The organism is bacterium (assembly GCA_026398675.1).
Classification (GTDB): domain Bacteria; phylum RBG-13-66-14; class RBG-13-66-14; order RBG-13-66-14; family RBG-13-66-14; genus RBG-13-66-14.
This window is the reverse complement of sequence record JAPLSK010000099.1, coordinates 1-14,862: the sequence shown is the minus strand read 5'-3', so window position 1 is coordinate 14,862 and position 14,862 is coordinate 1. Positions and strand designations below refer to the sequence as shown.

15 protein-coding genes are annotated in these 14,862 nt (G+C 67.1%); all 15 read left to right on the top strand.

What is annotated here, in order from left to right:
- Positions 1-401 precede the first annotated feature (401 nt).
- Entirely contained in the window at positions 402-1,331 is a 930-nt protein-coding gene (locus NTW26_02225) for a hypothetical protein (protein MCX7021090.1), read from the top strand.
- A gap of 7 nt (positions 1,332-1,338) precedes the next feature.
- Positions 1,339-2,601, top strand: coding sequence for a sugar phosphate nucleotidyltransferase (locus NTW26_02220; protein ID MCX7021089.1), 1,263 nt, complete (start codon positions 1,339-1,341; stop codon positions 2,599-2,601).
- Positions 2,598-3,359 (top strand): hypothetical protein, encoded by a 762-nt coding sequence (locus NTW26_02215; protein MCX7021088.1) that lies wholly within the window; start codon positions 2,598-2,600, stop codon positions 3,357-3,359. Before NTW26_02220 ends, NTW26_02215 begins: the two co-directional genes overlap by 4 nt.
- 169 nt (positions 3,360-3,528) lie before the next feature.
- Entirely contained in the window at positions 3,529-4,293 is a 765-nt protein-coding gene (locus tag NTW26_02210) for a class I SAM-dependent methyltransferase (protein ID MCX7021087.1), read from the top strand.
- Between the two features lie 21 nt (positions 4,294-4,314).
- A complete protein-coding gene (locus tag NTW26_02205) occupies positions 4,315-5,706 on the top strand; it encodes a replication-associated recombination protein A (protein MCX7021086.1) in 1,392 nt (463 codons plus the stop codon).
- A gap of 167 nt (positions 5,707-5,873) precedes the next feature.
- A complete protein-coding gene (locus tag NTW26_02200; GenBank protein ID MCX7021085.1) occupies positions 5,874-6,302 on the top strand; it encodes a hypothetical protein in 429 nt (142 codons plus the stop codon).
- The gene (locus tag NTW26_02195) at positions 6,287-6,502 is read left to right on the top strand and encodes a hypothetical protein (protein MCX7021084.1); all 216 of its coding nucleotides are present in this window, start codon (positions 6,287-6,289) and stop codon (positions 6,500-6,502) included. Before NTW26_02200 ends, NTW26_02195 begins: the two co-directional genes overlap by 16 nt.
- Positions 6,503-6,603: 101 nt before the next feature.
- Positions 6,604-7,095 (top strand): hypothetical protein, encoded by a 492-nt coding sequence (locus NTW26_02190; GenBank protein MCX7021083.1) that lies wholly within the window; start codon positions 6,604-6,606, stop codon positions 7,093-7,095.
- Between the two features lie 95 nt (positions 7,096-7,190).
- On the top strand, positions 7,191-7,904 hold the full coding sequence (locus NTW26_02185; GenBank protein MCX7021082.1) for a hypothetical protein: 714 nt from the start codon (positions 7,191-7,193) through the stop codon (positions 7,902-7,904).
- A 387-nt stretch (positions 7,905-8,291) separates the two neighbouring features.
- Positions 8,292-8,993: a hypothetical protein gene (locus NTW26_02180; protein ID MCX7021081.1), complete on the top strand. Its 702-nt coding sequence runs from the start codon at positions 8,292-8,294 to the stop codon at positions 8,991-8,993.
- Positions 8,994-8,997: 4 nt separating this feature from the next.
- Entirely contained in the window at positions 8,998-10,983 is a 1,986-nt protein-coding gene (locus tag NTW26_02175; protein MCX7021080.1) for a DEAD/DEAH box helicase, read from the top strand.
- 82 nt (positions 10,984-11,065) lie between these two features.
- A complete protein-coding gene (locus tag NTW26_02170) occupies positions 11,066-12,139 on the top strand; it encodes a PilT/PilU family type 4a pilus ATPase (protein MCX7021079.1) in 1,074 nt (357 codons plus the stop codon).
- Positions 12,140-12,150: 11 nt separating this feature from the next.
- A complete protein-coding gene (gene ftsY / locus NTW26_02165) occupies positions 12,151-13,032 on the top strand; it encodes a signal recognition particle-docking protein FtsY (protein MCX7021078.1) in 882 nt (293 codons plus the stop codon).
- A 30-nt stretch (positions 13,033-13,062) separates the two neighbouring features.
- A complete protein-coding gene (locus tag NTW26_02160; protein MCX7021077.1) occupies positions 13,063-13,830 on the top strand; it encodes a GNAT family N-acetyltransferase in 768 nt (255 codons plus the stop codon).
- A gap of 100 nt (positions 13,831-13,930) precedes the next feature.
- A partial coding sequence (gene pdxA / locus NTW26_02155; protein MCX7021076.1) for a 4-hydroxythreonine-4-phosphate dehydrogenase PdxA occupies positions 13,931-14,862 on the top strand: 932 nt, incomplete at its 3' end.

Here is a 14,862-nt window from a genome sequence, read left to right as displayed (position 1 = left end):
GTGATCGACCTTGGGCTCGTTCCACTGGCGGAAGGCGACGGTTATCCGGCCGTTGCGCACGCCTTCCAGTTCCTTCTCCGCGAAGAGCATGGGGTGGCTCACGGGTGTCATCCCCCTGGGCTGGAGGTGGGTTTTTGCGGTTGGAAGGAGGCGAAAAAGCGTATACCGCCTCATACGCTATTTTACTAGGGGTGGACCGGTCGAGTCAAGGCAGGGCGGCGAGGACGGATGGGAGCGGGTCTGGGTGATTTTCGCGGGAAGAGTGGGGCGATGGTTATTGAGAAGATGTTGCGTTTACGGCGGGGGAGCATCCGCACCCGAGCGGCTCGGCTTGCCGGGGGCCGGTCGTCGGGTTATAATCGGCACGAGAATCGAAAACCCCGACCCCGGAGGGTCCGATCTTGAAACACTCCGCCCCGCTCCTTGCCGCCGTCTTCGCGGTCCTCGCGCTCGCGGGCTGCGAGCCGAGCGGCTTGGGCAAGCCGCCGAAGCTCGTCCTCTACGAGATTTACACCGAAGGCGAAACCCCCCTCCTCCTGAAGGAAGACCTTCTCGACGTGTGGCTGGGCGACGGCGAGGGCTGGGCGGTCGGCCCGGCCGGCGAGGACGAGCTTCAGGCCACCGTCATTTTTTACGACGGGACCGACTGGTCCATCGTCGAGGGGCCGGATGGGGACCTGTCGGCGGTGCTGGGCGACGGGGACGGCGGCTGCATCACCGTGGGGCGGGAGGGGCTGATGGTCCGCTACGACGGCGCGGAGTGGACGCGCTACCCCAACCTGACCTACGAGGACCTGGTCGCCGTGGACGGGACGGTGGAGAACTTCTGGGCGGTGGGCATGAACGGCGCGGTCCTCCACTACACGGACGGCGGCTGGATCCAGACGGTCGTGCCGGGCCGCAACTTCACCGACGTGGTCGCGACCGCGGACGGGTTCGCCGCCGTGACCACCGACGGCTCGGTCGTGTTCGGCGACGACGACGGGGCGGAGGTTTACGACCCGGGCGTCGGCAATCCGCTCAACGGAATCGCTTTTACGGGCGACGACGGTTACCTCGTCGTGGGGGACTCCGGGGTGATTCTTCTCGGTGACACCGGCGACTGGACGGCCCTGGACAGCCCGACGACGGAGATACTCAAAAGCGTGAGCGCCGCTTCGTCGGAGCACTTCCTGGCCGTGGGAGCCCGGGGGACGGTCGTCCTCGACGACGGCGGCAGCCTGAGCCTCCTCGATTCCCCGGCCGACGAGGACCTGATGGCGGTCGAGATGCTCTCGCTCAGCGAGGGGTGGATCGTCGGTCAGGGCGGCGTCGTGCTCCACTACTATTGAGGCCCAAGTGGGCGTTCTGAGCGATGAACGGGTGAAGGTGATGGTCCTCGCCGGGGGCAAAGGCGAGGGTCTGTCCATTCTGGCCTCCCACCGGGCGGTCTCGTCCATGCCCTTCGGCGGGCGGTACCGCCTGGTTGATTTCCCCCTCTCCAACTGCGTCAATTCCGGGCTCTTCGACATCGGCATCCTGGCCCAGTACAACCCGATCAGCCTGATGGACCACCTGGGCACGGGCCAGGCGTGGGACCTGGACCGCAAGCGGACCGGGGTCTCGCTCCTGCAGCCGATTCAGACCGAGGCAGGGTCGTCCTGGTACCGGGGCACCGCCGATGCGCTGCGTCAGAACCGCCGCGAGTTCGAGGGGTACGACTTCGTGCTGGTCCTGCCCGGGGACCTGGTGTTCAAGATGGACTTCCGGGGGCTCATCCGCCAGCACCACCGCCGCCGGGCCGCCGTCACCGTCGCCACCGCCCCGGCGGATTTCAAGGACCTCCGCCGCTTCGGAAACGTGGAGGTCGCCGACGACGACCGGATAACCGCATTCTTGGAAAAGCCGGACCGGCCCATGGGGACCCTGGCCAGCATGGCCATCTACCTCTTCGACGCGGCCTACCTCACCCACAAGCTGGAGCCGCTGAGAAAAGGCCAGTACGACCTGGTGCGGGACGTGGTCGTACCCGCCATTTCCGAGGGGGTGGTTCACCAGTTCCCCTTCAACGGCTACTGGGAGGACGTGGGGGAGCTGACGCCCTACTACCAGGCCAATATGGAGCTCCTGCGGGACACCCCGCGCCTGGAGATGGTGGACCCCTCCTGGCCCATCATGACGCCCACCGACGAGATGCCGCCGGCCAAGTTCGGCCCCGGGAGCCACGCCGTCCGCAGCCTGGTGGCCAACGGCTCCATCGTCAACGGCAAGGTTATCAACTCGATCCTGAGCCGCGGGGTCTACGTGGAGGAGGGAGCCCTGGTGCGGGACTCCATCCTCTTCGGCGATACGGTGGTGCATCGGGGGGCGCTGGTGGACCGGGTGGTCATGGACCGTTTCTGCGACGTCGGCGGGAAGGCCAAGGTCGGCTTCGGCGAGGTGTCCGACGGGAACGAGCGTTTCGGCGGGCTCTTCTCCGGCGGCGTCACGGTCGTCGGCAAAAGCGTCGCGCTGCCCGCCGGGATTACCGTGGGGCGGCACGTCTGCGTAGCCCCCTACGCGTCCGGGGAGCTTTTAGTAAAAGATATCCCCGCCGGCGCGGCGGTGGGGGAGTTCCCATGAGAGCCCTCGCCCTGGCGGGCGTCATCCTCACCCTCTCGACCGCGGCGGCCGGTTCCGCCGATGTGCAGCTTCTATTTACCGGGGCCGACGGGGAAGAGCTCACCGCCCTGACCGAGTCCTGGCCCGAGGCGGGGCTGCTCCCCGCGGGCATCCCCTGGGACGCGCCCTACCCCGAGCTCTTGCCCCTTTTGACCGGAGACGGCCCGACGCTTTTAATAGCGGTTGAGGCCGGGCCCGCCGGCCTGGCGGTGTCGGGGAGGCTCCTGGGCCGGGGCGGCTACGACGAGCGCCTGGGCACCGTCCACATCGCCGCGTCGCAGTCCAGCCTCCTCGAGGCCGTGCGCCAGTTCCTCGCCCGCGTCGGGGTCGTGACCGGACCCGTGACCGCCGCCACCCCCGGCAAGACTCTCACCCTCGGGGCCGGTGAAATAGCCGGAAAATTGGAAAAAATCTCCGGCTGGGGCGTCGCCCCGGCGGGGGGAATCGCCGACGACGAGGCTCGCCGTCGCGCCCACCTGCGGGCCTACGACGCGGCGGAGGCCGATTTCCTCGACCGGCTCGAGGAGGCGCTCTACCCGAAGACCCTCCTGGACGCCGACTCCTACAGGCAGGTGGTCGCGCTGGTCCGCGGCTACCTTTTCGTTTCCCGCGAGGAGCGGCGTACCGGCGACGAGACCTACGGCATCGAGCTGCGCCTGACCCCCGAGGGGGTCCGCCGCCTGACCGGCCTCCTCTTTAACAGGCTCGGCGCCCCATAGCCGTGGAAGAGCGGGACCGTCCATGGTCCCCGGTTTCTGGATGGACGATTAATGTTACGGCCCGGTTCGCCTTGAAGCCGATATGGCCGCGGCGGGACGAGGCGCTCCTGATGGTCCGGCGGATGACACCCGCTCGGAGCACGGAACCGACTCCTTCCAATGATCGAGTATGGATTATTCACCTCTCGCATACGCTGAGTTCGAGCGGGGTTTGAGGAACTATGAGCGTTTTTGGTCCCGGCTCGGGATCAAACCGCCCCTCGCGGACCGGGTAATCGCCGACGTGGGTTGCGGACACGGCGCAATGTGCTTCCGGCTGGCGCGTGACGGTGCGGTGCGCGTCGTCGGGATAGACACCAACGCTAGTATCATCGGATTCGCCCGCGACCGGTTGGAGGAGAATTTTTCCGAGTACCGGAATCGGGTCGAATTCCACCTGGGCGGGTTGGAGGATTTCGACCCGGCGGTCCGCTTCGATTACATCGTTTCCAAGGACACCTTCGAGCATGTGGAGGATCTGGGACGGTTACTGGTGGAGATCCGTGTCCGGCTGAAGCCGGGTGGTCTGCTCCTGCTGGGGTTCGGCCCGCTCTACAACAGTCCGTTGGGCGATCACCTGGGCGCCGAAATCCCTATCCCCTGGGGGCACCTGCTCTTCAGGGAGGAGTGGCTCGTTAGAAGGTTGAACGAGAGGCACTCCAGGGAATTGAAGTCGCTGCGCGATCTGGGGCTCAACGGCCTGTCATCTGCGGATTACCGCCGCCTTTTCGACCGAAGCGGTCTGGAATGCCTCCAGTACAGGACCAACCGTTCCAAAGGCTCAACGCCGGCCGTCCGGCTCATCTACGGTCTGGCCCTGGCCCTGAGCGGTATACCGGAGCTGCGTGAGTATCTAACGCTGAGCATCTTCGCCGTCTTGCGCAAACCGGTCTAACCACCCTTACCCATCGCATAGTTGAATGAACTTTTCGACAGCCTTCCCGAACCCGACGCGCCGCTGGCCTACCGGATGAGGCCGGTGAAGCTGGCCGAGGTCGTCGGTCAGGATAAAATCATCGGCCCCGGTACACCGTTGCGCACGGCGGTGGAGCGGGGCCGTCTCCCGAGCCTGATTCTTTACGGCCCGCCCGGGTCGGGGAAGACGACCATCGCCCTGGCGGCGGCGGAGCAGGTCGGGGGGCGCGTGGCCCGCCTGAACGCCGTGACGGCCAAGGTGGACGACGTGCGCCGGGTGGTCGCCGAGGCTAAACGCGCCCGCCAGGCCCGCCTCTCCAAGCCCGTCGTCCTCTTCATAGACGAGATTCATCGCTTCAACCGCGCCCAGCAGGACGCCCTTCTGCCCGCGGTGGAGGCGGGCGTGGTGACCTTCATCGGCGCCACGGTCCACAACCCCTACACCAGCGTCATCGGCGCCCTCCTCTCCCGCTCGATGGTCCTGGAGCTCGAACCGCTGGAGCCGGGGGACATCCGGGCGCTCCTGGAGCGGGCCATCGCCGACGGGGAGCGGGGCCTGGGCGGGATGAACATTTCCGCCGCCGGCGCTTTTCTGGACCGCCTGGCCAACTACGCCGGGGGCGACGCCCGCCGGGCGCTGGCCGCTTTGGAGCTGGCCGCCGTGACCGCCACGGCCGACGAGAACGGTCAAATTAACCTGGACCTTGAGAACGCGGAGCGCGTCGCCCGAGAGCAGAGCCCCCTCCACGACCGCGCCGGCGATTACCACTACGACCGCGTATCGGCCTTCATCAAGAGCATGCGTGGCGGAGACCCCGACGCCGCGGTGTACTGGATGATACTGGCCCTGGAGGGCGGCGAGGATCCGCGTTTTTTGGCCCGACGCATCGTCATCTGCGCCTCGGAGGACGTCGGGAACGCCGACCCGCAGGCGCTCGTCGTGGCGGTGGCGGCGGCCCAGGCCCTGGAGCTAATCGGCATGCCCGAGGCGGCCTACAACCTGGTCCAGGCGGCCGTCTACGTCGCCTGCGCCCCTAAGTCAAACGCCTGCGGTACGGCCCTCACGCTCGCCCGGGAGTACGTCGGCGAGCGTCCGGCGATCCCCGTGCCCGGCCACCTGCGCGGCACGGGCTACCGCGGGGCGGACAAGCTGGGCCGCGGCGAGGGCTACGTGTACCCCCACACCTACCCCGACGGCTTTGTCCGCCAGGAGTATTTGGGGGCGGACCACCCGCGGTTTTATTTCCCCAAGCGGATCGGCTTCGAGGAGGCTCTTTCGCGCCGACTGGCGGAACGCTGGCCCGAGCGGGGCTTCTTGAATGACGAGGCCTACCGGGCGCGGGATGGGGAGCCGGAAAAAACGGATGACAAACGCATAAAGGATACCGAATAATTAAAAATCCCTTGACTTTTCTCTTGGAATTAACTAACCTACTCTAACGCAGTGTAGATGAACTGCTGGCGAGTGAGTTTCCCAATTTGAGGGGAGCTACATGCCGGCATACTTTTAACCACGTCCGGTAAATTACCGGGCAGGTAAAGAAAAACCGAGGAGGATACATGCGTCGCTATTTCCTGTTCGCCCTGATAGCCACACTGGCTCTAGTTTTTGCCGGCTGTGGCGAAGCAGTAAAGTACGAGAAGCCCGAAGCTCTGGTTGATGCCTTCATCAAGGCCCTCAAGGCCGAAAAACCCGTCGATGCCCTCGCGCCTCTGTTCACCGACGCCAAAAAGGCCGATGAGGTCGTCGCGCTCCTGGGTAAGGGTTTGACGATCGAAGGCGCCTATACCATCACCGATGGCAAAGTGACATGGGAGAAGGCCGTCTATTTGGAAGGTGAAGTGGAATACTCCTTCACCCTGCTCATCGTCGAGAAGGAAAAGGGCAGCTGGCTCTGCACCGGCTTCGAGACCGCCGAGACGGTGATTCCGGTGGAAAGGTCACCGGCAACATCCAGCCCTACATCGCCTTCTTGGACGGCGCCGTAACAGGCATCAACTCCTGGGCGCAGTCCGGCGATGACACCAACGCTTGGGAAAACGAGGCCTTCAAGGCCGAGTTGGAGAAGCTCGTCATGACCTTCAATATCGCCGAGATGGGCGAAGTGAACGTTCTTTGGTCGATGGACTTCCCGATGGCCGACTACGTTGCTCCGGTTGTCGAGCCCGTCGTCGAGCCGGCTCTGTAGTAGGACCTTCCTTAAGGTCGAAAACGATATCTTGAGCCTTGATGGGTCGCCTTCGGGCGGCCCATTTCCGTAACAGGTCCGATTTCCGTAAAGGAGGGGATATGCAGCGCTTCACAATCTTTCTGATCCTGGCCGGTCTGACCCTCGTCTTCCTCGGCTGCGGGGGTAAAGGGGAAGAGGGGAACGGCGACGGGACCGAGACGAACGGGCCGAAGGTCTACCCGACGGCGGAGAGCCTGGTGGACGCCTTCATCAAGGCGGCCAATTCCCAGGACAAAGTGGTCTTCGACAGCCTCTTCTATTCCAAGGACTCGGCGGACGCGATCTGGGGGCGTATCACCAAAAACAGCCTGACCTTCTCTCCGGGGTACCACATCGAGGAAGGCTCCTTCGGCAAGCACGTCATCTTCGACAGCGCCCGCTGGAAGGATTACGGCGTCTATGAGCAGCAGCTCTACGTCACCAACGAGCTGGGCCCCGGCTGGCTCATCAGCGGCCAGGACTACGCCTTCGTAGACGAGGAAGAGACCGGGACCGCGCCCGAGGACACCCCGGGCGGGACGGGAGACGCGGCTGCGGAGTCCGGAACCTAACCGCTGTTCGACTTGTCCGATGGAACGCGGGTGGTGATCTCACCCGGCGCCGGGGGAGCGCCGGGTCGGGCGAGCGCCCGGCACGAGGAGGTATCATGCGCGGATTTTTAATCGCCGTGCTTCTGACGACGCTCGGACTCGGCATCGCCGGTTGCGGCGAGGAAAGCGCCGAACCCGACCTCTCGAAACCCGAGGGGACGGTGGAAGCCTTCCTCAAAGTGGTGCACGACAAGGACCAGGAGGCCCTGTTGGGGCTCGTCATGGATCCGCAGTACGTGGACGTGCTCTGGTCGCTCATCGCCGAGAAAGGTCTGACCGTATCCGGCGGCTACGTGCTCGAGAATGCTTCCTTCGGCACGATGGTCACCTTCGAGAACGCCCGCTACACCGAGAACAACATGGCGTACGACCTGGAGCTCACCCTCTCCGAGGACAGAGGACGGTGGCTCATCTCCGGCTACATGACCGCCCTCGCCGGTATCGAGACGACCGGCACCGGCAGGATCGAGGAGCCGGAGGAGGACCTCGGGGCCGCGGCGCTCGAGTATCTCAAGGCCAACTACACCGACGACGTCAGGGCGGTTTCCGATAAGTACGCCGGTGAAGATTTCGGCGGCGACGTCCAGTACTACATCCGCTTCGTGGACGGGAAGTTCGACCGGATCAACTCCGTGGCCACCGGTCACGGCGACGACCGGGCCTACAACAACGAGGCGTTCCGCGCCGAGCTGGACGAGCTAGTGGGGTCTTTCGAGTTTGACTCACCCGGCGAGGTGGACGTCTTCTGGGTGATGACATTCCCCATGTAGGGGGAGGGAGGGGATCACTCCCCTCACCCAAAAATGTAGGGCGGGGACTTTAGTCCCCGCCGCTTTATCAGAGGCGGCCCTCACCCCGGCCCGCGCTGACGTAGGGGCCGACCTTCAGGTCGGCCCGCGGGCGCCCGTAGAAGGGCGCCCCTACACCGTCAAATGTAGGGCGGGGACTTTAGTCCCCGCCGATTTTACCCCTCACCCCGGCCCGTGGGCGAATGCTCCTCCCTAAAAGGGAGAGGGGGAATAAGGATGCCGCCTTTTTTCCAAGGCAGCCCTCACCCTACGAGCCTCTCCCGCGGGGAGATGGAAGCCGCGACGGTCCTTTCCAAACGGCCGGTCCGGCCGTCGCATAAACCGAGTTTCTCGTTTATACTTGGGGCGATGGTTGAAAGAATACTAAAAGCCGCGCTCCCGCTCTTTCTGTCGCTCGGGCTCACCGGCTGCAAGGAACCGGTAGAGGAAAGCTCTCTCCATGCCCTGGCCTACGCCGACGTCCTCGACGAGGTGCTCCTCTCCCTCCGGGTGGAACGGCTGGCCTATCCGGCGCTCCTGGAGGAACTGACCGCGCTGCAATCCCACCTCCGGCGTGAAACGGCCGCCTGGCCCGCGGATCGGCTTCTGACGGCTCTCGGACTGGAACCCGGCACACCCGGGGCGGAACGGGCCCTCGCCGACGAGGCGCCCCGACTCGCCGAGCTCGAGGCCGTCCTGGATCGGGAGACCGAGAACCTCCTGGCGGCGACCGACCCCCCTCGCCCGCGGGACTCGGCCTTTGACGCCGACCTGAGATTAGTCGCCACATTCACCCCCGGCGAGCGTTTCGACGCCCTGGTGCGGGACGGCCTCGACGAGCGGGCGGAGCTCCTCCTGGCCGAGCACGACATCGAGCGCCGGACGGAGGGCCTTTCATGGCACGAGCTCGTGGGGAGGCTGTCCGCCAGCCTCTCCGAGAACACGCCGCCGGCAGCAGCCTACCGCCGGGCGAACCGGGAGATTCAGCAGAAACTCGACGCAATAACGCTATACCTGGACGGGCTCGGGAAGCGGGAAAACCCCTTCGCCGCGGAACGTCCCCCCGAGTGACCCCTTGACCGAAAATTCCATCACGAGTCTTTTTTCCTCCGCCGGCACCCTGGCCGGGCTGCTGCACCCCTACGAGGAGCGGTCGGGCCAGATCCGGATGGCCGCCGCCGTAGCCGACGTTCTCGAAACCGGCGGCAGCCTCATGGTCGAGGCCGGCACCGGCATCGGCAAGAGCCTGGCCTACCTCATCCCCCTCCTTTCCCGCGTGACGGACGAGCGCCGGGGCGTCGTCTCCACCCACACCATCGCCCTCCAGCAGCAGCTCCTCGCCGCCGACATCCCCGTGGCCCTGGACACGCTGGGGACCGAGGTGAAGGTGGCCCTGCTCCTGGGGCGGGGCAACTACCTCTGCCTGCGGAAGCTGCACCGCCAGCAGCTCCTGGGGCTCTTCGCCGACGCCGACGCCGCCGGGAGGCAGCGGACGCTCTTCGCGCGTGCGAAAAATCTCAAGCGGGGGGAGCGCTCCGAGCTCGACTTCGCCTTCCCCGAGGCGGAGTGGAGGCTGGTCGCGTCGTCCCCCGACGCCTGCGCGGGGAGCCGCTGCCCCTTCGTCAACGAGTGCTTCTTCCAGCGCGCCCGGCGCCGGGCCCAGTCCGCCGATCTGGTCATCACCAACCACGCCCTCCTCCTGGCCGACGTCATCCTACGGTCCTCCGGGGAGGCGGTCCTGCCCGATTACGCCTACCTGGTGGTGGACGAGGCCCACCGCCTCGAGGACGCGGCCACGGACCAGCTCGGCTACCGGGCCTCCCAGGGCCGCCTGCGCGGGCTAGTGGGCGAGCTCTACTCCCCCGTCCGGCGCACGGGGGGCCTCGCCGGAGCGGTGATGGACCGGGCGGTGGACGGTGACGAGCTGGCGGAGCATTTTTCAAAAATCCTCGACGCCGCCGTGGGGCACTTCGCCTCCCTCCACGCCGGGCTCGGTCCGGGGCGCGAGCGGGAGGAGCGCATCCTCCGCGACCTTCTTTCCGTCGGCGCGGAGTTGGACGCCGAGCTGGGCCGGACGGCGGGCTGGCTGACGCAACTGGCCGACGGGGCCGCCGAGGACGACGCCCTGGAGCTGGGCGGGGCGGCGCGGCTCCTGGACGGCTACCGGAGCGACCTCACCGGTCTCGAGGAGCGGCGGTGGGAGGGCTTCGTGTACTGGGCGGACGGCCTCCACGACGCCGCACGTCTGCGGCTCCACGCGGCGCCCGTCGAGGTCGGACCGAAGCTGGAATCGGGGCTCTGGTCCCTTCCCGAGGCCGTCGTGGCCACCAGCGCCACCCTCACCGTGGGCGGCGATTTTTCCTACCTATCCACCCGGCTGGGCTTCCCGCCCGGCGAGGAGCTCCTCCTCCCCCCGGCCTTCGACTTCGCGACCCAGGCGGCGCTCTACCTGCCCCGTCTGCCGGACCCCCGCGACCGGGGCCATTTCACCGAGGCAGTCGCCGAGATCCGGCGGCTGGTCGAGCTGAACCGGGTCGGGGGGACGCTGGTCCTTTTCACCAGCCACGAGGCGCTGCGCGCGTTCAAGTCCGGACTGGAGGAGGACCTTCGGGGCATGGGCTGCGAGGTGCTGGCCCAGGGCGATTCCGACCGGACCCGTCTCCTGCGCGACTTCAAGGAGGCGCGGCGCGGCGTACTCTTCGCCACCGCCACCTTCTGGGAGGGGGTGGACCTGCCCGGTAACGAGCTGCGGCTCCTCGTCATCGCCCGGCTTCCCTTCGCCGTGCCCACCGACCCGGTGGTGACGGCGCGGTCGGAGGCGATCGAGAAACGCGGCGGGCGGCCCTTTGACTCCTACTCCGTGCCCGAGGCGGCGCTCCGGCTGCGCCAGGGATTCGGCCGCCTGGTCCGCAAAAAGACCGACCGCGGGGTGGTGGCCGTTCTGGACTCCCGCATCCTCACCAAGGCCTACGGCGCCGTCATGCTCGCCGGCCTGCCCCCGGCGAGGCGCTTTCTCTCCTTCCAGGCCGACGCCCTGGGGGAGTACCTCGCGGGCCCTTGACCCGCGGGCGCGCGGCTTGTATCATAAGCCGCCTCCCCGGCGGACGGACGCGGGCCGGCTGGACTCAATCCGGGAGCAGGGCGTGCAACTGGCGGAAAAGCTCCTCTCCGTGATGCGCACCCAGGGGGCCAGCGACCTCCACGTGGTCGTCGGTTATCCCCCGCACATGCGCGTTGACGGACGGCTGATTCCCACCAACCTCGAACCCTTCACCCGGGAGACGGCCAACTCCTTCACCGGGCATTTTCTATCGTCCCGCCCCGGCGCCCGCGCCCACTACGACGACGCCGGCCAGGTGGACCTGGGCTACGAGCTGGAGGGACAAGGCCGGTTCCGGGTGAACGTCTACCGCACCTCCGAGGGGCCCGCCTGCGCCATCCGCGCCATTCCAGACGTCATCCCCTCCCTGGAGGAACTGGGGCTGCCCAAGTCCGTCGCCGGGCTCACCGCCCTGCCCAAGGGCCTGATCCTGGTCACCGGCCCCACCGGCTCGGGCAAGTCCACCACCCTGGCGGCCGTCATCGCCAAGATAAACCGGGAGAGCGCCCGCCACATCATCACCATCGAGGACCCCATCGAGTTCCGCCACGAGCGGGGCAAGTCCCTGGTGACGCAGCGGGAGCTGGGATCCGACTACGCCGACACCGTCTCCGCGGTGCGCTCGTGCCTGCGGCAGGACCCCGACGTGATAATGATCGGTGAGATGCGCGACCTGCCCACGATGAACGCCGCGCTCACCGTCGCCGAGACCGGCCACGTGGCCCTGGCCACCCTGCACACCAACTCGGCCACCCAGACCGTCACCCGTATAATAGACGCCTTCCCGACCACCGAGACGCGCCAGGTACGTATCCAGCTCTCCTTCTGCCTGGAGGCGGTCGTCAGCCAGGCGCTCCTGCCGCAGAAGGAAGGCCCGGGGCGGGTGCTGGCCACCGAGGTGTTGATCGCCACCCCGGCGGTGCGCGCGCTCATCCGAGACGGGAAGGAGCACCAGCTCTACTCGGTCATCCAGTCGGGGCACGCCCACGGGATGTACACCCTCAACAGTTCCCTGACGACGCTGCTCGAGTCCGGGCTGGTGGACCGCGAGGCGGCCCTGGAGGCCTCCAACCGCCGCGAGGAGCTGGTCGAGCAGCTCGCCGAGGCGGGTCTGTAGGCGAACGCCCGATGGGATTTTTTCAGGCACTGGCGAAGACGCGCGACCGGCTGGACCGGGCCCTGCGGAAGCTCGTCGGGAACCGCCTCGGGGATGAGGCCGCGGACGAGCTCGAAGAGGCGCTGATTCTGGCCGACGCGGGTCCGGCGGTCGCCGCCGGGCTGGTGGAGCGCCTCCGGGAGCTTTACACCGGGGATGGGACCGACCCCCGGGAGCTCCTGGCCCGGCTCGTGGCCGAAAGCCTGCCCCCGGTCCCGCCGCCCTACGACGGCCCGCCGCCCGAGGTCCTCCTCCTGGTGGGGGTCAACGGGACGGGGAAGACGACGACGGCCGCCAAGCTGGCCGCCCGGTACGCGCGGGATGGCAAGCGGGTGCTCCTGGCCGCGGCCGATACTTACCGGGCCGCCGCGGGGGAGCAGCTCGAGGTCTGGGCCGAACGGGCCGGTGTCCCCCTCGTAAGACACGCCGAGGGCGGCGACCCGGGCGCGGTTCTCTACGACGCCCTCGAAGCCGCCAAAGCCCGGCGAATGGATGCCGTCATCGCTGACACCGCCGGGAGAATGCATACCCGGGACCACCTGATGCGGGAGCTGGGCAAGCTCCGCCGCGTGGTGGAAAAGTCGCTCGGCGAACATCCGGTGGGGACCGCCCTCGTGCTGGACGCGGGCGGTGGGCAGAACGGCGTCCTCCAGGCCCGGGCCTTTCTGGATGGCGCCGGGTGCGACCGGATAGTGCTGACCAAGCTGGACGGGACCTCCAGGGGCGGATTCCTCCTCGCCGTCGCCGCCGAGACCGGCCTCCCCATCTCCCATGTGGGAACCGGCGAGCGGCTGGAGGACCTGGAGCCCTTCGACCCGATGAAATTCGCCCGGGCCCTGGTGGGCCTCGACTGAACTTCAACCACAACTTCACGAAGGAATACGATGAAACTGGAAAGCTTCCGCAGCCGTGACCGGGAGGTCATCTCCGAACTCCTCGCCTCGGACCGCCCCTGGGCGTCTTACGCGCTGGGCGACCTCTCCGACCTCCACTTCGGTCTCTCGCGGTACTACGTCAACGGGCCGAACCTGGTGCTGGTGTACGAGGGGCTTCAACCGCCCGCCCTCTTCCTCTTCGGCGGAGTCGGCGCCCTGCGCTTCATCTGCTCGTACCTACCCGCCGGCGATTACAACGCCGCCTTCACCGGCGAGCCCGAGGCCGCCTTCCCCGAGGGCACCAACGTAGTCCAGCTCAAGCGCATGCTCAGGATGACGATGGACCTCACGGGCAAGACCTTCGACACCGGGGTGGCCGAGGAGCTGGGCTCCAAGGACGCCGACGCCATCGCCGGCCTGATGGTCCACTACCCGGAAAACTCATTCCACCCGGACCAGCTGGCGTACCCCTTTGCCGGGATTTTCCAGGACAACGGGCTCGTGGCCTGCGCGGGGACGCACGTGGTGAACGCCGACGAGCGGGTGGCCTGTATCGGCAACGTAGTGGTCCACCCCGAATACCGGCGGCGCGGATTCGCCCAGCAGGTCGTGAGCAAGGCGCTCACCCTCCTCGCCGACCAGGCCGACTTGGCGACCCTCAACGTCGCGGTGAAGAATAAGGAGGGGCTCGAGCTCTACCAGAGGCTGGGCTTCACCACCCACTGCCGCTTCAACGAGGCGGATATAACCCTCCCCGAGCCCAAGCCCGAGGCGTAGCGCCCTTGGGCAAAAAATCACCGCGGGCCTCCGCGGGGCGGTTCACTCGCGGGCGGGCGCAAAGGCCCGCCCCTTCAATCCGCGACGGTGAACGGAAATCATGGGCGACCGACCCCTGGTTCTCATCACGCCGGGCGACCCCAACGGGATCGGCCCCGAGGTTCTGGTCGGGGCCTGGGGCCGTATTACCGATGGCCGCCCGGTCGTCGTCGGGGCGCCGAGGCCCCTGGCCGCCGCCGTCGAGCTTCTCGGTCTCGACCTCGAAATCGTCCCCGTCCACTCGCCTGACGAGGCCGACCCAACACCAAACTGTATCCCCCTAATCGAAGTTCCCAGCACCGACCTCACCCCGCAATGGGGCGTCGTCTCCGCCGAGTCCGGGCGGGCGAGTTTCTCCTGGGTCGAGCGCGCGGTGGACCTGTGCCTCGCCAACCCGTCCCGCGCCCTGGTCACCGGGCCCATCTCGAAACAGGCCTGGGCCCTGGCGGGCATCCCTTACGCCGGACACACGGGGTATCTGGCCGAGAGGTGCGGCGTGGTCGGCAAAGAGGCCATGGCCTTCGTCTCGCCGAGAATCAACGTCGTCCTCGCCACCACCCACATCCCGCTGGCCGAGGTCGCCCGGACGCTGACCACGGACCGCATCGTCTGCGTGGCCCGCCTGTTCCGCGCGTTTCTGCAAAAAAAAATGGGCCGAGAGCCGCGCCTGGCACTTTGCGGCCTCAACCCCCACGCCGGGGACTCCGGCGTCATCGGCGACGAGGAGGGGCGAATCGTCCTTCCGGCGGCGGAGGAGCTGCGGGCGGGAGGAATGGACCTCACCGGCCCCCTGGCGGCGGACACCCTCTTCACCGAGAAGAATTTACGGCGCTTCGACGGCTTCGTCGCGCTCTACCACGATCAGGGGCTCATCCCGGTGAAGCTTTTAGCGTTCAACTCCGTCGTCAATGTAACCCTGGGATTGCCCTTCCTGCGGACCAGCCCCTCCCACGGCACCGCCTTCGACATCGCGGGCAAAAACATCGCCGACCC